Origin of the sequence: Floridaenema aerugineum BLCC-F46, assembly GCF_041929345.1 — a bacterium.
Classification (GTDB): domain Bacteria; phylum Cyanobacteriota; class Cyanobacteriia; order Cyanobacteriales; family Aerosakkonemataceae; genus Floridanema; species Floridanema aerugineum.
This window is the reverse complement of sequence record NZ_JBHFNQ010000084.1, coordinates 16,208-34,033: the sequence shown is the minus strand read 5'-3', so window position 1 is coordinate 34,033 and position 17,826 is coordinate 16,208. Positions and strand designations below refer to the sequence as shown.

The 17,826-nt window shown below is 41.9% G+C and carries 15 protein-coding genes; 4 read left to right on the top strand and 11 right to left on the bottom strand.

All coding sequences use genetic code 11. The features are described from left to right. Nucleotides 1-57: 57 nt before the first annotated feature. From ACE1CC_RS10475 to ACE1CC_RS10465, 3 genes are all read right to left on the bottom strand, one after another. Nucleotides 58-1,986, bottom strand: a complete 1,929-nt coding sequence (locus tag ACE1CC_RS10475) for an alpha-amylase family glycosyl hydrolase (protein ID WP_413270402.1) — start codon at nucleotides 1,984-1,986, stop codon at nucleotides 58-60. 195 nt (nucleotides 1,987-2,181) lie between these two features. Next, nucleotides 2,182-3,906 carry an ABC transporter ATP-binding protein gene (locus ACE1CC_RS10470; protein WP_459563824.1) on the bottom strand — a complete coding sequence of 575 codons (1,725 nt, stop codon included), beginning with the start codon at nucleotides 3,904-3,906 and terminating at the stop codon, nucleotides 2,182-2,184. A 40-nt stretch (nucleotides 3,907-3,946) separates the two neighbouring features. Next, nucleotides 3,947-4,999: a YegS/Rv2252/BmrU family lipid kinase gene (locus ACE1CC_RS10465; RefSeq protein ID WP_413270400.1), complete on the bottom strand. Its 1,053-nt coding sequence runs from the start codon at nucleotides 4,997-4,999 to the stop codon at nucleotides 3,947-3,949. Between the two features lie 429 nt (nucleotides 5,000-5,428). Between ACE1CC_RS10465 and ACE1CC_RS10460 the strand changes: the two genes are divergently transcribed. After that, nucleotides 5,429-6,202 carry a class II aldolase/adducin family protein gene (locus tag ACE1CC_RS10460; RefSeq protein ID WP_413270399.1) on the top strand — a complete coding sequence of 258 codons (774 nt, stop codon included), beginning with the start codon at nucleotides 5,429-5,431 and terminating at the stop codon, nucleotides 6,200-6,202. Between the two features lie 65 nt (nucleotides 6,203-6,267). Next, nucleotides 6,268-6,921, top strand: coding sequence for a VOC family protein (locus ACE1CC_RS10455; RefSeq protein WP_413270398.1), 654 nt, complete (start codon nucleotides 6,268-6,270; stop codon nucleotides 6,919-6,921). A gap of 409 nt (nucleotides 6,922-7,330) precedes the next feature. On the opposite strand, the gene ACE1CC_RS10450 is transcribed toward ACE1CC_RS10455, so the two are convergent. The 4 genes from ACE1CC_RS10450 to ACE1CC_RS10435 form a co-directional block, all read right to left on the bottom strand. Continuing rightward, nucleotides 7,331-7,702, bottom strand: coding sequence for a hypothetical protein (locus tag ACE1CC_RS10450; RefSeq protein WP_413270397.1), 372 nt, complete (start codon nucleotides 7,700-7,702; stop codon nucleotides 7,331-7,333). A 143-nt stretch (nucleotides 7,703-7,845) separates the two neighbouring features. Beyond that, nucleotides 7,846-8,112, bottom strand: coding sequence for a hypothetical protein (locus ACE1CC_RS10445; RefSeq protein ID WP_413266437.1), 267 nt, complete (start codon nucleotides 8,110-8,112; stop codon nucleotides 7,846-7,848). 288 nt (nucleotides 8,113-8,400) lie between these two features. Beyond that, nucleotides 8,401-8,616, bottom strand: coding sequence for a hypothetical protein (locus ACE1CC_RS10440; protein ID WP_413270396.1), 216 nt, complete (start codon nucleotides 8,614-8,616; stop codon nucleotides 8,401-8,403). 267 nt (nucleotides 8,617-8,883) lie between these two features. Continuing rightward, nucleotides 8,884-9,504, bottom strand: a complete 621-nt coding sequence (locus ACE1CC_RS10435) for a hypothetical protein (protein ID WP_413270395.1) — start codon at nucleotides 9,502-9,504, stop codon at nucleotides 8,884-8,886. 239 nt (nucleotides 9,505-9,743) lie between these two features. On the opposite strand from ACE1CC_RS10435, the gene rpsD reads away from it, so the two are divergent. Further along, entirely contained in the window at nucleotides 9,744-10,352 is a 609-nt protein-coding gene (rpsD, locus tag ACE1CC_RS10430) for a 30S ribosomal protein S4 (protein ID WP_193985684.1), read from the top strand. Nucleotides 10,353-10,435: 83 nt separating this feature from the next. Here rpsD and moaA read toward each other — a convergent pair whose 3' ends face one another. From moaA to ACE1CC_RS10410, 4 genes are all read right to left on the bottom strand, one after another. Next, the gene (gene moaA, locus ACE1CC_RS10425) at nucleotides 10,436-11,422 is read right to left on the bottom strand and encodes a GTP 3',8-cyclase MoaA (protein WP_413270394.1); all 987 of its coding nucleotides are present in this window, start codon (nucleotides 11,420-11,422) and stop codon (nucleotides 10,436-10,438) included. A 693-nt stretch (nucleotides 11,423-12,115) separates the two neighbouring features. Next, nucleotides 12,116-12,451: an STAS domain-containing protein gene (locus ACE1CC_RS10420; protein ID WP_413270393.1), complete on the bottom strand. Its 336-nt coding sequence runs from the start codon at nucleotides 12,449-12,451 to the stop codon at nucleotides 12,116-12,118. 538 nt (nucleotides 12,452-12,989) lie between these two features. Then, entirely contained in the window at nucleotides 12,990-13,316 is a 327-nt protein-coding gene (locus ACE1CC_RS10415) for a zinc ribbon domain-containing protein (protein ID WP_413270440.1), read from the bottom strand. After that, the gene (locus ACE1CC_RS10410) at nucleotides 13,279-13,452 is read right to left on the bottom strand and encodes a hypothetical protein (protein ID WP_413270442.1); all 174 of its coding nucleotides are present in this window, start codon (nucleotides 13,450-13,452) and stop codon (nucleotides 13,279-13,281) included. Before ACE1CC_RS10410 ends, ACE1CC_RS10415 begins: the two co-directional genes overlap by 38 nt. Before the next feature lie 151 nt (nucleotides 13,453-13,603). On the opposite strand from ACE1CC_RS10410, the gene ACE1CC_RS10405 reads away from it, so the two are divergent. Continuing rightward, nucleotides 13,604-17,773: a TIR domain-containing protein gene (locus ACE1CC_RS10405; RefSeq protein WP_413270392.1), complete on the top strand. Its 4,170-nt coding sequence runs from the start codon at nucleotides 13,604-13,606 to the stop codon at nucleotides 17,771-17,773. The last annotated feature ends 53 nt before the right edge of the window (nucleotides 17,774-17,826 follow it).

Genomic DNA, 17,826 nt, shown 5'->3' with positions numbered 1-17,826 from the left:
GTTCAAATTAATAATTAGTCTAGATCCCCGACTTCTTCAAGAAGTCGGGGATCTGGGCTAAGATTCTCTTCCACTCGCCCACATATCACGCCATTTCACAGTTCCTTCACTGGCGACTACCCAACGCCGACAAACCAAATTTTCCCGCAAAGGAGATTGACCTTCTCGTAACAACGCATACTTGTAACTAATCAATTTACCAGCGCTTTCATTGAAAGGAATTTCGCCAAACCAAGTGTTAGTATTGATGTATTCCAAGGGAAAACCTTTAGCAATATCCCAATTACCTAATTCTGGACAATCTCCTATTACCACAATTCTTTCACCTGGTTGAGTATTTACACCGTTAAGTTGGGCGCGAATAATTGTTTGGGCTTTGACTCTTTCGCCAACGTGACTAATCACAATTACATCTCGCGTTTCTAAGGGTAAATCAATTAATTTACCTTCTACAACTTGGAATTTCCGGCGAGTGACAACGCAAGTATGTTCGCCATCAGGTAAATCTGTTAGCACTTCGGGAACTGTGGTTGCTGCGCCACGATTTAAGGCAACAAAACAAATTGAATCACGATATTTTCGCACATAACAATATACATCTGGGGTGATAAATCGCTGCCATTGTCCACCCATTGAAACAGCAGGATTTAACCTTCGCAATCCAGAAAGTAAGCGCATATAGCGATAAATTTCTGTGTCTGTATCCCAGCTACTCATCATGGGGCGATTATAAGGATCGTTACCGCCATTAGTATCATCATGCAAGTATTGTTCTGTGCCGTAATAAATGCAGGGAATACCGCGACAAGTCATAATCAAAGAAATTGCCACTTTTAACATCTCAGGATCGGGATTGAAACTTTGAAAACGTGGCATATCGTGATTATCAATAAATGTCACCAATTCATTGGAACTTTTGTATCGATAATCTAGGTCAAAGATATTCTGAATTTCATGAAATCCTCCCTCTGCACCTTTTCCTAATGCTTGGCGAATCGCGACACAAAGTCCAAAGTCAAGAATTGACATTCCCGACTCGTTGGCAAATTCTACCGATCGCTCATCAAACGGACTACTATAAATCCATTCTCCGAAAATGAAAACATCTGGTCTATGTCTTTGAATATCGGCATTAAATTCTTGCCAAAACCAGATCGGCATGTGTTTAACAGTGTCAACCCGCAAGGCATCTACACCTCGGTCTAACCACTGTTCGATCGCAGATTTAATGTAATTGCGATACTCAATATTGTTCTCGTTGAAAGTAGCTAAACCGGAAAGTTCGCAGTTCTGTACTTGCCATTCATCTTCCCAATTAGTAACAGGGCCATAATGGTGATACCAGTTATTTTTATCATCATTAAAGTCGGCAATTTTAACTCCGTCGTCGTAGAGTTCGCCTTTTTTACCGCTAAAGTCGGGGTTACTATGATTGCAAACAATGTCGAGAATTAACTTCATGTTTCGCTTGTGCATTTCGGCAATTAAGCGATCGAAAGTTGTATTTCTAGTTTCTTGGGTTTGGTTAAGTGATGGGTTTTCTCCAGGGCCGATAAAACGAGGATTCAACCGTTTAAAATCCTTAATCCAATAACCGTGAATTGCTGCTTGTTCAATAAACAAAGCTTCAACTTGTTCAAACAAAGGAGTTAACCAAATTGCTGTGACTCCCAAGTTTTTTAAATAATCGAGTTTGTCAATTATTCCTTGTAAATCTCCACCCCAATATTTACCCCAATCTTTTCCTTCGGGGTCATAAAGTTCGGGATTTGGCCCTTCGCTATTTTCAGGGTCGCCATCAAAGAAACGGTCTACAACAATGAAATAAATTGTTTCTTGGCGAAACTCAATATCTCGCGTATAAAGGAACTCTAAATCAATTTCTGTATCCGGTTTTTGTTCGGATACTAATTCAGCAAATTTTGCAGGTGCATCTGTTACTTCGTACTGTTGCGAAGTAGATTTGGGAGGCGGAGTGGCGACCATATTAGTATTTTTCGTGAGTATAGGTTAGTGACCAAAGAAGGTCTGATATCTACTAACTTTAGTCAGTAGAGCCTGCTTTTGTATATCTATCGATGGGTAGAAGCTAGTAGAAGAAGGCAGTTGGCGTAGCCTGCGACTTTAGCCGCATAGGTAGAAGGAAAGGAAGCGTGTGCAAGTGATTTTTTAGTTAATTAACTACTGAAATTGTTGGGCATAAAAGCCTGCATAACGTCCACCTTTTTTGAGTAATTCTTCGTGAGTTCCTGATTCGACTATTTCCCCATTTTCTAATACTAAAATTCTGGTTGCACGGCGCACAGTTGCTAATCTATGAGCAATTACAAACACAGTTCGATCGCGCATTACCCTTTCCAAAGCTTCCTGTACCAAAGCTTCTGACTCCGAATCTAACGCCGAGGTTGCTTCATCTAAAATCAGAATTGTGGGATTATTAAATACGGCGCGTGCGATCGCAATTCTTTGTCTTTGTCCTCCAGATAAATTAACACCTCTTTCTCCCACCCAAGTTTGATAACCTTGTGGTAACTTAACAATAAACTCATGAGCATTGGCAATTTCTGCGGCTTTTCTTAGCGCATTCATATCAAACTCATTATGCCCATAAGCAATGTTTTCCGCAATAGTTCCCGAAAATAAAACAATATCTTGCGGAACAAGTCCGATTTGCCGACGCAAACTTTTTAATGTTACCTTTTGGATATCAATGGTATCAATAGAAATCTGTCCCCCTTGGGGATCGTAAAACCGCAACAGCAAATTTATTAACGTAGTTTTTCCTGCACCGGAAGTACCAACTAAAGCAATCATTTCTCCCGGTTTAGCAGTTAAACTAAGCTTTTGTAAAACTGGTTTATCGGCTAAATATGCAAAATAAACATCCCGATATTCCACCTTACCACGAGTTGAAAATAACTTAATAGCCTCTTGGTTTTCTACAATTGATGGTTGAATTGCCATCAGTTCAAAAATCCGCTCTACAGATGCTTCCGTTTGTTTAAATTGGTTGTAATTAGTAGTGCTAAAAGATATCGGATCGATTAGCATTGCTACCGCAGTTACATAACTCACAAAACCCGGGCCTGTTAAGTTATTTTGAGCAATTTGCCAACCACCTAACAAAAATAGAATTAATACACTAATTCCCTGTAAAACTCCGACAATAAAAAACTGTAACGCTCTAATTTGTTCCGATCGATATCGAGCAATTCTATGCTGTTCTGCTTCTCCAGAAAACCTCTTGATTTCATAATCTTGAGCCGAAAAAGCTTGTACCAAACGAATCCCGCTAAAAACTTCCGTCAACAAAGCGGATAAATTAGAAATTCTGGTTTGACTGCGCCGGGAAAAATAGAGCATTTTTTCGCCAAACCAACTAATTAATATTGCCATTAAAGGAGCTACAATCAAAGCTGCTAAAGTTAATTGCCAATTCAACCAAATCATGTAGCCTAAAACGACAATTAACTGCAAAATACAGGGAACAAATTCATTAAAGAATTTATTTATTACTTCGCCAATTCGGTCAATATCTTCTGTTAACCGATAGGACAAGTCTCCGGTTTTCGCCGTTTCAAAAAAATCGAGATTCAAATGTTGTAAATGAGCGTAAACTTGTCTGCGTAATTTCAGAGAAATTTTTAATGCAGCTTTTGCCATCAAAGCATTTTGACCATACTGCACTATTCCCCGAATTAGGAAAATTATTGCACCAAAACCCGCAAGTTGGGCGATCGCTCCCAAATTACCTTCACCAATGTATCGCGCAAACTGACCAGCCAAACTCGCCAAAATCGGCCAAAATATGGTAAACGCGAGAGTGCAAACTAACGCTAGAGCGATCGTTTTCCACTCAGGAACAATATAAGGAATCAGTAACTCGTAATTAGAACGCTTTTTCAATCTCGAACTTCCACAAAACATCATGCTGAAATTTAGGTTATCAGCTTTCTGGGTACTCGCTGTCACTATTGGACAAATTGTGATTTTCTTTCGGCTCTATAGTTAGATCGGGTAATCCATCTAACTTCTCAACGGGTGCAGCGGCTTGACTCTGCGGTATCATCACAATTAAACTTTTAGGGATAGTTTCCACAAACACAGGTGTAGTTCCAATCACCTCCCCATCTACAACGACTTTTTGTGGTGGGTCGGTATTAATTAATGCTTTTTTCACTCGCAAATAACCAATATCGTTGCGTTCTGTAGGCGTACCACTAAAAGCAGTTTGTAACAAATGGTAGGATGCTGCGATCGCATTTAACACAGTCACCGGAGCAAAAATTGTTACATCTAAAAACTCATCATCAGGAACCAAACTCGCAGGCCCTTGAGCCAAAATAGAAGTAGGTGGCGCAACATTGGCGATCGTCACTCCCACAGCCGAAAAACTAATAACTTCATCTTCCCTTTCTAAGCGAGCTTCAAAAGATTTTAAATCTCTTAACTGATTAATTGCTGCTAAAATATAAGCCAAAATTCCCAATCTATTTTTAGCTGTTCTGTCTGCTTTGGCAATAGTTTCTGCCTCCAAACCAATACCCGCTAAGAGTAACATTGGTTTTCCATTACAACGAGCAGTACTAATTACTCTGGTTACTCCGTCTAAGATTGCCTGACAAGCAGCTTCCATATTAGTAGGAATTGCTAAACTAACAGAAAAAGCATTTGCCGTACCACGAGGAATTACAGCTAACGGTACATTACTATTAATTAAAGCATCAGCCACAGCAGAAACAGTGCCATCACCACCAGAGGCAATTACTAATTTTGCATCCCGTTCCAAAGCTTCACGCGCCAATTGAGTCGCGCTTACTTCTTTACTAGTTAACTGAATATCTAACTCCATTTCTGGCTCTAAAATTGACTTAATTAATTCTAAATCTCTTTCTGGATTTCCCCTGCCCGCAACCGGATTAAAAATTAAGCAAGCCGAAGCGTATTTCTCTGTTTGTTGAACTTTTTCTGTCTCAGGTGAGTTGTTTTTTGACATCATCAGTGATTGCTGTAACTAAAAATATATCTTTAGATAGTTGTGGATATTTTCCGAAATTGAATAACAAATTGGTGGATTACAAAGAAAATAATCACTTTCTCTAATTCTAATTCTGACAAATTTTTTAGTTGTCAATCTGTTTACCAATAGCTACTGCATCAAAATTTTCTGGAAATCATCGATCGATAGGTGTTTAACTTTAAGTTCACCTACTTTGAAAAATAAAAATTACCTAGTTAAACTAAGTACTGTAGAGACGTTTATAAGTAGAGACGTTTCATGAAACGTCTCTACAGAGTAGTAGGGTGCTCTACTACCCAAGATCCGATCGACAAAATAAGGGCTTTAGCTTCTGACGCACCCTACTAATTGTGCCAGTTGCGTAAGTCCTGATTAAACGTCTTCACTGTACCCAAAAAAAGCAAACTTATGGTTAATGTTAGAGTTCCCAAAGTAGTTCCTCAACCGCCAACATTTTCATCAGTTGAAGCCGAACGTCTGCACCGCAAACAACGTCTGGCTGCTGCCTTTCGTCTGTTTGCCAAATTTGGCTTTAGTGAAGGTATCGCTGGGCACATCACCGCTCGTGACCCAGAAAACCCAAATCATTTTTGGGTTAACCCTTTTGGAATGCACTTTCGGCTAATTCGTGCCAGTGACTTAATTTTAGTTAACCACCAAGGCGAAGTCATTGCTGGAAACAAACCTGTAAACGAAGCCGCTTTTGCCATTCACTCCCAAGTCCACGCCGCCCGCCCTGACGTAGTAGCTGCCGCCCACGCCCATTCGACTTACGGCAAGGCTTGGTCTAGTTTAGGTCGTCTCCTCGATCCTTTGACTCAGGATGCTTGTTCCTTTTACGGAGACCACGCTTTATTTGATGACTACACGGGAGTGGTGTTGGAAATTGAGGAGGCGCGACGAATTGCAAAGGCGTTAGGCGATCGCAAAGCCCTCATCCTCCGCAATCACGGACTTCTCACTGTAGGTCATACTATAGATGAAGCAGCCTGGTGGTTCATCACAATGGAGCGCTCTTGTCAAGTACAACTAATGGCAGAAGCCGCTGGCAAACCAATCTCGATCGAACCAAACTACGCCAGCTTAACCGCCAAACAAGTAGGTTCACATCAGATGGGTTGGTTTAGTTTTCAACCACTTTACGACCTAATTGTACAAGAACAACCCGACTTACTCGATTAATTTTCCTATTCGTAGGGTGCGTTAGTAACGCACCATTCGATCGCAAATTAACACTAGCGAAAACCATGAAACAACTAGAGACTAGCAAAGGAAAATTTTCCCCTGGAGAATCACCATTTTGGGAAAAATCAGGCTTACTGGAATTTAAACCCGGTTATGCCACATCTGAATTTTTTGCTCAGTGGTCTTTTCAGACTAAAATTTATGGCGAAGCAGTAGAAGTAGACCATTTAGTTGTCAGTTTCCCTGACTTTACCAGCTTGGAAAATTACGCCGCAGCTTTGGCTAAATTCCAAGGCAAAATTGTCGAAGGGCCAGGAGTTTTCCCCTTGGAATTCTGTCCCCAAAACTATACCCTAACCACTGATTTGTGGATACATTTAGAAACCATATTAATGCCTTCTGGTGGGTTAATTGTTTTACAAGCACCGCACACAGAAGGCGATCGCACAGACCGCTTTATCCAAGAACGAGGACTAGCAGCTGTCCATCACGTAGCAATTAAAGTTGATGACCTGCAAACAGCAGCTTTAAACTGGCAAGAAAAAGACTTTACACCCCTATCTTTAGAACCTGTAGTCGGTGACTCTCTCTCTCAATGGTTCTTCAGAAATTCTGCCGGACAAATCATCGAACTAATTAACCGCAGTCCCGAAAATCAAGCCACTTTCTTCTGCCAAAATATCGGCGGACTTCGGATGTCGGAAACTCAGGTTTAGTAGAAGATTACCCATATTGTAGAGACGTTGTATACAACGTCTCTACTTCTTTAGAACTTACGCACTGGCGATCCCCCAACCCCCTTACCAAGCAGGGCTAATTCATGTTCGGAGGAGAAAATCATTGAACTGGAACAGGAGTGACACAGAACATCTAATGTAGGAGTAATTCATGAATTACCCCTACATTAGATGTTCTGATTCTGTCAAATAGTCCCCTTGTGGGGAAATTTTCTTCAAAGACAATGAAGTAGCCCTGCCTTACCAAGGGGGCTTGAGAAATTCCCCCCTTGGTAAGGGGGGTTAGGGGGGATCGGGGTTTAAAGCAAAGAGTGCGTAAGTCCTATTCTGCAAAAAAAAGTAGGACAAAAAGCCCTACCACCACCCAAAGGAGAAAGTTTATTACTATTTAAAAACCTGCAAATTCTCTTGATTCTAACCCGGAAAGTTGTTGGGCGATCGTTAATCTCGCTTCTAGCTTAGCAACACTAAACTGATTTCTCAGATATTCCAAATGAGCAACAGCATTACTTTTTTCGGTTGCTAATTTTGCTGAGAGTTCTTGAGCTTTTTGGTATTCTTGATTAACTTCGAGTAATTCAAATCTTCGGGCTTTCCGTTGGCTATCATTTTTTAGGTTAGAATCAGTTGCAACTATCATCTCTGCTTTGCATTCAAAAGCAGAAATTACTTGACGTAACGCAGACAATTCATAGTCTAATTCTACGATCGCTTGGTTGGTTCTAGCGATCGCCACCGGATAATCACTCAGCTTGAGCATTAAAACTTATCCTCTCAAAGAGTAGCCAGCAAAAATTACATAACTAGCAACAACTAATCTAGTGCAAGCAGCATGGGAGGTAGAACCTCCCAGATCTCGTTCCCAGGTTCAACCAGGGAACGAAGAACAGAGGCAGAGCCTCTTTAAGCAACCAATTCCTGTGGATGAGAATTAACAGAAATTTCCGGCAAACTAAGGGTTAATTGTTCAGATTGTGGTAAACCTGCTTTATCCAAAACTTCAACTTCAATCTGCACAGAAACTAAGTAAGAACCTGGTTTTCCTCCCACCGCTTCTGCAATTAATTTAGCCAAATCTGGACGCTTAGCTGTTAGCGGATCTCGCAAAGTGCAACGATCCCACTCCTGCTTCGCGTGAGGATTGAGATTGAGAATATAATGCTTATTCATAAACAAAACCCGCATCCATGCTCTACAACATTTTCCATTAGCCAGTTCCGAAAAAAGGTTGGCTTCATGACTCAACTTGACCATATTATAGTACAAATGTACTGATTTGTCTACCCCAATTCTTATAAGCACTAAAAAAACCTGTCCTAGTCACTAACTAGACAGGCGGAGAGAGATTGTATGTCTTTAGTTTCTCATAGGAACGGCTGATTAGGAAGCAGCTATTAATATCTCTGATATAGATAAAATTAATAATCATGAATTTAGAGTGATTAAAAATCGAATCACTCAATAAGAATTGCTAGAAATTTCATCTACAACAACTAACTTTCTTTTGTGGATCGCATAAAGAATTCGATTGACAGCCATTCTTTCTTCTTCGTCTAAAGATTCATCCAATACGGCTGCCATTAATCCATAGCGATCGGCCAAAGTAACTCGTCCAGAATTACTAACTTGAGCATACAACTCAGAAATAGCGTTGGGTAGGAGTTGGACTTGCATGATGAAAACTGGAACTCGATACTTAATAATATCGTTTATCTAAATCAGTTTCAGGGTGATTCAAACGAGCAATTAAAGGTGATTAATGGAAATCACGGGTTGTGAGAGAAAAGTATTTTTTTGATGAGCGAAATAACCGGAAAACTGTGATACTTATCACTTACTTATGTGCAAATTGGTAGCTAATTAACAAAAAAAGCCGTCCCAAAGATGGAGACGGAAAATCAACAAATCAAATCATGAGGAATCCACACCAATACAGCTTGCTCAAGGAATAGATGGGACAGCAGGAAGTCTGATTGGATCAGATGATGGTGGTACTAAGGGAGTGATTGGTGTGGGAACAATTAATGGTTGCTGCGGGGGTGCTTCTCGCAACGGAAATCTTCCCGGTGGAAAGAAATCTTGAGGGCGATCGCTACCATCAATGCAATCTGCCATCACCCTAGCCACCGCCAAATTTAACGACTGAACTAAACCGACAACACACTTACCAAAACGCACTGGTAACAAACTGCGACGACAATTATCCAAAATTGCGCCTGGATTACCCCCGCGAGTATTCACACTGATATTAACCACACAATTACCTAAATCGCGAGGTCGTCGCACTTGTCTACAAGTAGCCAGCGCAGCACCAGGAGAAATATCCGTTTGCTTGTAAATAGTTAAAACGCAAGTCGTTAAATCTCTCGGATAAAGTGTGCCAGAACAGGAGTCGGCTGCCACCGATGCCGGAATACGCGCTCGCGCCAACTCTTGTCCACAAACCTTGAAATCATAATCAAACGCATTCGATTCCACCGCCAGAGATTCACTGGGAATGGCAACCGTCAACAACAACAGGGTAGCCCAAGATCGGGCAAAAGAACGAAACAGCATTCTCATGCTAGTTCTAGTAAAAAATATAGGAACTGAGAAACATTCAGAACTATAGTTAGTCTGGAAGGAATTGACAATGTTTTTTCCCCTCAGTGCAAAGAAACTCAAATCAACAGAAACCAGATCTGCGTTTTGTTCGTAAATTAAGGTAAAATTTATCAGCGCCCAGTTAAACAAATTGTTAGTTTAACTATATACTAGAAATTCTGGGTAAAATTTGATCTGGATACTAGAGAGGAAGCGAGATGTCGCGATACAGAGGCCCACGCCTCAGAGTGGTTCGTCGCCTGGGAGACCTCCCCGGCTTAACTCGTAAGTCAGCGAGAAAAACCAGCCCTCCAGGGCAACACGGTGCAAACCGGAAGAAACGTTCTGAATATGCGATTCGTTTAGAAGAAAAACAAAAACTGCGCTTTAACTATGGTGTGTCGGAAAGGCAACTCCTGCGTTATGTGCGGAAAGCTCGTCGCGCCACTGGTTCTACCGGACAAGTGCTGCTGCAATTACTAGAAATGCGTTTAGACAACACTGTTTTCCGTTTGGGTTTAGCTCCTACTATCCCAGCAGCTAGACAAATGGTAAATCATGGTCACATTACAGTTAATGGTCGTAAAGTTACCATTGCTAGCTACCAGTGCAAACCGGGCGAAGTGATTAGCGTTAGAGATCGAGACAATTCTCGTCAGTTAGCGCAAGCAAACCTGCAATATCCCGGTTTGGCTAACTTACCAAGCCATTTAGAATTCGATAAAACTAAGTTGGTTGGTAAAGTTAACAGCGTGGTTGAGCGGGAATGGGTAGCGCTACAGATTAACGAACTACTGGTGGTTGAGTACTACTCACGCCAAGCTTAAGGATTTTAGATTTAGGATTTTAGATTTTGGATTGCAGTTAAAATCTAAAATCTAAAATCTAAAATCTGAAATCTAAAATTGTCTCAGCCGCCAATTTGTGACATGGTGCGCGTGTAAACGCCTGTGGTTCCAGAGTTACGTTGTTTAAAGTTAATCTCTGGTTTAATCATTAGTAATTCTCTAACTCGCTCTCTTAATTGGGCAAGGTTAACACCATTGCGGAGGGCGGTTTTTAAGTCAATTTCTCCGGTTTCGTTCAACAAACAAGGGCGCAACCATCCATCAGCAGAAAGCCGCATCCGGTTACACCGATCGCAAAAACATTCCGACATCTGACTGATAAATCCTAGCGTTCCCTTGGCTCCCGGAATTTTAAATACATCAGCAGGGCCATTACCACAGACTTGGGATTCTGTCAAGCCCCAGCGCGAGCGAATTTGTTGGCGCAACTCTTGGGAAGCTATCCAACCACGATCGCCAAACAAATCAGAATTTCCGATCGGCATAAACTCAATAAATCGGACGTGCCATTCTCGATCGATCGACAAAGCAGCTAAATCTAAAACCTCGCGATCGTTTACCCCTGGAATCACCACCACATTAAGTTTCAGGGGATTAAAACCAACTTGGTAAGCAGCTTGAATCCCTAACCAAACTTGTTCCCAGCGAGAACGTCCCCGATTACCAATAATTTTGTCAAAAGTCTCAGGATTGAGAGAATCTAAACTAATATTAATTCGCCGCAAACCTGCATTGTAAAGGTCTTGCGCCAGTGGTGCGAGTAAAAATCCGTTGGTTGTCATTGATAAATCTTGAGTTTGGGGCAGAGATGCGATCGCACCCACCAACTCCACCACCCTTGGACGCAACAAAGGTTCACCCCCAGTCAACCGGAAACGAGTAAAACCTACAGGGATGAACACTTCCTCAATCAGCGTCAGCAGTTCCTCATAAGTAAGTAATTGTTGCTGCAAAATATAATTCAGTTCCGCACCTTCCGGCATACAGTACTGACAACGAAAATTGCAACGATCGATTAAACTAATCCGCAAATAATCAACTTGGTTCATTCGCCTGTGGAATTTCCAATGGGACTACATCTAGTGTAAGGAAAGCAGAAGGCTCCAGAGCACAAGTGGGAAAGTTTTGAGGGCTATTGGAAATGCCAGTGACGTACTTCGATTCGGTTTGCTGTCCACAAATAATGATTTTTCAGTTAATTTTCGCTTAAATGCCGAAAACTAAAATAATTTCAGGCTAACAATGGGCAATTGTTTTGTCTATGGTGCAATACGGTTCAGTTAAGAGGTTTTTGCTGATTATTGTAGAGCGAGCATCTTGCTCGCTAGCGATATATATAAGCTAGAAAAATGGAGAAGTATACATGACAGAAAAGAAATGGACGATGGAGCAACTGACGGATCAGAAAATAGACTCAAACTTATCTAGAGTTATTTAGATAAGGTCTTTTCTCAACCAGCTACTTTCGACTGCATCCGCCAACTTTGCAGCATTGCTCTTAAAGAGTGACTGCGTTGTTCCCAAACTAGTAGCAAGGGAATTAAAGCTAATAAACGCAATCCGCTAGTTAGAACGAATAATCACTGAATGTTAAATCATCTTTACCCAAGCGAAAAAACTCAAGTATGAAGCAGATATTTTCTGACAATAAACAATCAGCCTCACCTACTTAAAAGTAGATGAGGCGAAATGAATTAGCACTTAAAAGCTCAAGTGTAGTGGTTATAAATGGGAGAAAAACTTTAGACGCACTGACGATTGTACCCAGCTTCAACTGCTGCTTGCGTCGTTACATCCATAAATCGCAAAGAGAGATTTTTACCTAAAGCAGAGGCTTGTTTCAACCCTGCAATTAAGCAAGAAATTCCCTCGGCTTCTACAAAATCTACCCATAAAAGATCTATAACTACAGTATCAGTAGTTAGCTCTAGAGCTTGTTCGAGAGCCTTGGTGAAAGATGGACTACTCACACTATCAAGACAACCATTAGGTCTGAGAACAACAGTACGAGGGCGTTTTTCTTCCCAGCTGTTGCCTGAGTGTGAGAAGTTGGGGATCAAGTCCATGAGAGGTTGCATGGGAATCTCCAATGAGTACGCAGAACGAATCAAAGGTAAAATTTATGCCTCGTAAAAAAACAGCTTATTATTCCTTCTACTATACAGCGTGAACTAAAATAACTTTTATGGGTTGCTTTTTAATCACAATAGACCTGTGTTTTGAATCACAATGATTGGCATTTAGAGTTAGCAAAGGTACACTCAATTGATTTCAATCACAATACAGGGAATGTTGATGCCGATGTTAACCAGTTGATGAGAACCTTGATCCCGATACTAAATGGTGACACAGAGCGCTGACTGGTGTGAGACTGCAAGGATAAAAGTGCTCACCTATTCTTGGCAAGAGGAAATGCGTAAGCAGCCCAACGCCAACAAAGCTACCAACCTCAAACGGAACTTTCAAAGCATCTATTAGTAAAGAGGTTGTATCTAACATCTGTACAGAAAACCGCCTAAATTTCTCTGTCTGCTCCGAAAAACTTACCCAAATCTAACTAAACTTGTTAATTTGACCAGGTGTTTTCTTCCTGCTTCCACCAAGGAAGTCGGCTTCTTATTGTCCACAGGCGCAGGGACATACCTGTGTGTCTGTCCGTTCAGGTCGAGCCGACCTTACTTTTTCTTTTGGGGCATTTTCCAAGTTTATCGAGGTGTTTAAATCCCTGTCTATGATGCTGTCACATTTTTGGCAATGAAATACTCTATCTGATAGTTTCATTTCCTGAATGTGACCACATTTAGAACAGGTTTTCGATGAAGGAAACCACCTATCAACTAACTCAACTTTGGTTCCATAATGCGCTTGCTTATAAACCAATTGACGACGTACTTCATAGAAGCAATTATCGCTTATTGCCTCCGCAAGTTTGTGATTTGCCATCATTCCCGATACATTCAAATTTCAAATCGATGAAAGCTGACTGATAAACTGTTTTGCGATCGCTAACGACCCAGGCGGCATTCCTGAAATCATCTTGATTTAGATAAATATTATGTGATATGGTTTGACTTGACACAAAAGTGAAATTACATCTATCTAAGGGAAGAAGTTTATTTACCTTTAGAAGCAATTCTTGATTTTTTTTGATAGTGCATCTACCTTATTGAGGAATATCATGATGAATATCAGGGTAAATATCGTATCTATATCAAATTCAACAGACAGAAATGAATAATAATTTTTGCGATGCTTTCATTTCCTACGGTCGAGCCGATAGTAAAGCCTTTGCGACAAAACTGCATTCTCGATTGGTAGAACAAGATTTAAAAGTCTGGTTTGACCAAAATGATATCCCTCTGGGTGTAGACTTTCAGAATCAAATTGATGATGGCATTGAAAAGGCGCATAACTTTCTGTTCATCATCGCCCCCCATTCAGTCAACTCCCCCTATTGTGGCAAAGAAATCGAACTCGCCCTCAAGCGCCACAAGCGGATTATTCCCCTGTTGCACGTCGAAAAGATTAGTCGTGACACCTGGCAGGAGCGCTACCCTCAAGGAACAGATGCCGACTGGGAAGCTTATCAAGCTAAGGGACTACATTCGAGTTTTACCAATATGCACCCAGAAATAGGCAAAATTAACTGGGTGTATTTCCGTGAAGGCATTGATGATTTTGATAAGTCACTGGTAGGACTCCTAAGTATTTTAGCAAGGAACAAAGATTATGTAGAAAAACATAGCTTCTTTTTAGCCAAAGCCTTAGACTGGGAGAAAAATCAGAAACAGTCGCGTTACTTGCTAGTAGGGGAAGAACGCCAGCAGGCAGAAGAATGGTTAAAAGTCCGTTTCAAGGGAGAACAAGCGCCCTGCACCCCCACCGACTTACATTGCGAGTACATCACCGAAAGTATTAAGAACGGTCAAAATCTGATGACTCAGGTGTTCCTCGCCTACGCCCACCAAGATAAAGAGGTGATGGAGAAAATTCGCAACAGTTTAAGGCGTGAGGGGATTACTGTCTGGACAAATACCACCGACATTCAAACCGGAGAAGCTTATGATAAAGCCATTCGGCGGGGCATTGAACAAGCAGATAATGTGGTCTATCTCCTGTCACCAGAGGCATTAAAGTCAGAATTTTCTGTGCAGGAACTCAACTATGCTCTTTCCCTCAACAAGCGGATCATCCCAGTTTTGGTAAAAGAAACACCAGCAGAAGAGATCCCAGATACCTTACGTTATTTACAGTATATTAACCTAACGGACAATGTAAAAGAAAACGATTACAAACTTGATGAAAGCCAACTATTGAAGATTGTGCATCAGGATGAAGCTTACTACAACGAGTATAAAATTCTGTTGACGAAAGCGCTGAAGTGGAAGCAGCAAAATGATAACCAAAGTATACTCCTGAGAGGATATAACCTACGGAGTGCGGAAGCATGGTTAAAGATAGCAAACAAGAGAGCGCTACATCCGCCCACACCATTAATTGAAGAATTTGTTACCGAAAGTCTGCGGCAACCGCCTGTAACCTCGTTAGATGTGTTTGTTTCCTACTCCCGCTCTGACTCGGACTTTGCCCGCAAGCTGAATGATGCGTTACAGATGCAGGGAAAAACCACTTGGTTTGACCAAGAAAGCATTGCTTCGGGTACAGACTTTCAGCAGGAAATTTATCGGGGGATTGAAATTTCCGACAACTTTTTATTCATTATCTCACCTCGATCGATAAATTCCCCCTATTGTGCCGATGAGGTGGAATATGCAGCCAAGCTGAATAAGCGGTTTGTGACAGTACTCTACCAACCAGTGAACCCAGCCGAGTTACATCCAGAATTAGCAAAAATTCAGTGGATTGACTTTCATCAGAAGAGTACTAATTTTATCACCACTTTCGGCGAACTGATCAGAACCCTGGATACCGATCGCGAGCACGTCCGCAGTCACACCAAATGGTCGCAGCGGGCAATGGAGTGGGAGGAAAAAGGCAAAAATCATGACTTGCTACTGCGAGGAACTGAGTTTGTCATTGCTCAAGATTGGTTAGAAACCGCCTTAGAACAAAAAAAACAACCTCCACCAACTGCCTTACAGCAAACATATATAGAGGACAGTCAAAAAGCGATCCTCGCTGCCGAAGAAGCCGAAAAACAGAGGCAAGCTGAACTACTGCGCTTGCAGCAAGAAAAGACCAAAGAAGCCGAAGCCAGACTGGTAGAAGAAAAGAAAAGCGCCAGACGGCAAAAAATGTTCCTGGGTGCCGTGAGTGCAGGTTTTGTCATTGCCACCCTGTTGGGAGTACTATCTTTTTATTTTTTAAAGCTTGCCACCAAAAAAGAGCAGGAGGCAAAGGTAGCCACAGCTGATGCCTTGGCAGAAAATTCTGATGCCCTGTTTGCTTTTAATGAAAAATTAGAAGCCCTGGTGGCAGCACTCAAGGCAAAGCGAACACTAAAAGATCTCACAGGGGCAAGTCCTGAACTGAAACAAAAAGTTGAGGGCGTACTTCAGCAAGCTGTTTTTGCGGGGAGAGAAAAAAACCTCCTCTATGGACATAAAGCAGCAGTACTTGCTGTTGCCGTTAGCCCCGATGGGAAAACGATCGCTTCTGGTGGCGAAGATAATACGCTCAATCTCTGGAGTCAGGATGGCAAACGCCTGAAAAGTCTCACAGACCATAAAGATTCAGTCAAAGACATAGCTTTTAGCCCTGATGGGAAACTGATGGCTTCAGCGAGTGTGGACAAAACAATCAAACTGTGGCAGCCAGATGGCACTTTACTCAAAACCTTAGAAGGACACACTAAATCGGTGGAAGCTGTCGCTTTCAGCCCTGACGGTAAGCTGATTGCTTCCGCTAGTAATGATGGGACAGTGAAACTGTGGAATTCAGATGGTGTTCTACTCAAAACCTTGACTGGACACACCGATCAGGTAAAAGCTGTGGCTTTCAGCGCCGATGGTAAGCTGATTGCGTCAGGCAGTAACGATCGAACAGTGAAACTGTGGAACACAGATGGCGTTCTACTCAAAACCTTGACAGGACACACTAATGAATTGAATGCGATCGCTTGGAGTCCCAATGGTCAGCTGATTGCTTCCGCTAGTGATGACAACACCATTAAACTGTGGAAAACAGATGGCACGTTGCTGAAAACCTTCACTGGAAACTCCGAATCATTGACGGCAGTGGCTTTCAGTCCAGATAGTCAAACGATTGCCTCTGCTAGTGGCGATCGAACTATCAAACTGTGGAACCTGAATGGCGATGTGTTGTTAACTTTGCTCGGACATGGCGATAAAGTCAGAGATGTAGTGTTTAATCCAGATGGGAATACGATTATTTCCGCCAGCGAAGACAACACCCTCAGACTCTGGAGACGTGACACACCCTTCTTGAAGATCCTCTATGGGCATCAAAAAGGCGTAAACGCAGTTGCTTACAGTCCTGACCAAGACAAGAAAAACCAGTTAATTGCTTCTGCCAGTGAAGACCAGACTGTAAAACTGTGGTCGTCAGATGGGAGATTGCAAGCGACCATTCAGCAAACTGACAAAGTTAATGATGTATCGTTTAGCCCGGATGGTCAGATGATCGTTACAGGGAGTCGAGACCGGAAAATCACCCTCTGGAATCGCAATGGCATTCGGATACAAAAACCTTTCATTGACAATGACAAAGTAAATCGGGTGTTATTTAGCCCAGATGGTCAAGAGATTGCCTCCGCAAGCGACGACGGTACTGTTAAACTTTGGCGGCGAGATGGTCAAGGGGTAAAAGTCCTCAAAGGACATACCGATAGAGTGAAAAGCCTTGCCTTTAGCCCAGATGGGAAACTGATTGTTACCGGAAGTGCGGATAATACTATCAAGCTCTGGAATCGTGACGGTTTGTTGCTCTCAACTATGACCGCCCATAAGGGTGCGATTAACTATCTGTCGTTTAGTCCTGATGGTAAACAGATTGTCTCAGGTAGTGTAGACAACTTGATTAAACGCTGGGAACTGGATGGGATTAAGCTAATCTTTGTGGACTCTCAGAAACGTGATGAATCAGTAAATGCTGTTACTTTTAGCCCTGATGGTAAGCTGATAGCCTCAGCAAGTGCCGATCAAACTATCCTGCTCCAGACTCTAGATGGCAGCAGACCACCAATTCCTTTTTACGTTCATAACGATGGGGTTAATGATGTCGCTTTCAGTGCAGATAATCAGACCTTCGCCTCAGCTAGCAGCGATCAAAGGGTGATAGTGTGGAATTTAGATACAATTCAACAGTCAGAGAAGCTAGAGGTTGAGGCGTGTAATTTGCTGGAGGATTATCTGCGGACGAGTCCAGAGTTAGACGATAAAACTCGCCAGATCTGCAATAACATCAATTCCCATAAATAAGTTGTTGAATTGATTATTTGTAACTTGTGCAACCCAGTTACGAACAAATACTA

Bases quoted from the DNA above. Each gene is read 5' to 3' on its own strand.
- ACE1CC_RS10475 (WP_413270402.1), bottom strand. From the start codon at position 1,986: ATGGTCGCCACTCCGCCTCCCAAATCTACTTCGCAACAGTACGAAGTA.
- ACE1CC_RS10465 (WP_413270400.1), bottom strand. From the start codon at position 4,999: ATGATGTCAAAAAACAACTCACCTGAGACAGAAAAAGTTCAACAAACA.
- ACE1CC_RS10460 (WP_413270399.1), top strand. From the start codon at position 5,429: ATGGTTAATGTTAGAGTTCCCAAAGTAGTTCCTCAACCGCCAACATTT.
- ACE1CC_RS10455 (WP_413270398.1), top strand. From the start codon at position 6,268: ATGAAACAACTAGAGACTAGCAAAGGAAAATTTTCCCCTGGAGAATCA.
- ACE1CC_RS10450 (WP_413270397.1), bottom strand. From the start codon at position 7,702: ATGCTCAAGCTGAGTGATTATCCGGTGGCGATCGCTAGAACCAACCAA.
- ACE1CC_RS10445 (WP_413266437.1), bottom strand. From the start codon at position 8,112: ATGAATAAGCATTATATTCTCAATCTCAATCCTCACGCGAAGCAGGAG.
- ACE1CC_RS10440 (WP_413270396.1), bottom strand. From the start codon at position 8,616: ATGCAAGTCCAACTCCTACCCAACGCTATTTCTGAGTTGTATGCTCAA.
- ACE1CC_RS10435 (WP_413270395.1), bottom strand. From the start codon at position 9,504: ATGAGAATGCTGTTTCGTTCTTTTGCCCGATCTTGGGCTACCCTGTTG.
- rpsD (WP_193985684.1), top strand. From the start codon at position 9,744: ATGTCGCGATACAGAGGCCCACGCCTCAGAGTGGTTCGTCGCCTGGGA.
- moaA (WP_413270394.1), bottom strand. From the start codon at position 11,422: ATGAACCAAGTTGATTATTTGCGGATTAGTTTAATCGATCGTTGCAAT.
- ACE1CC_RS10420 (WP_413270393.1), bottom strand. From the start codon at position 12,451: ATGCAACCTCTCATGGACTTGATCCCCAACTTCTCACACTCAGGCAAC.
- ACE1CC_RS10415 (WP_413270440.1), bottom strand. From the start codon at position 13,316: ATGGCAAATCACAAACTTGCGGAGGCAATAAGCGATAATTGCTTCTAT.
- ACE1CC_RS10405 (WP_413270392.1), top strand. From the start codon at position 13,604: ATGAATAATAATTTTTGCGATGCTTTCATTTCCTACGGTCGAGCCGAT.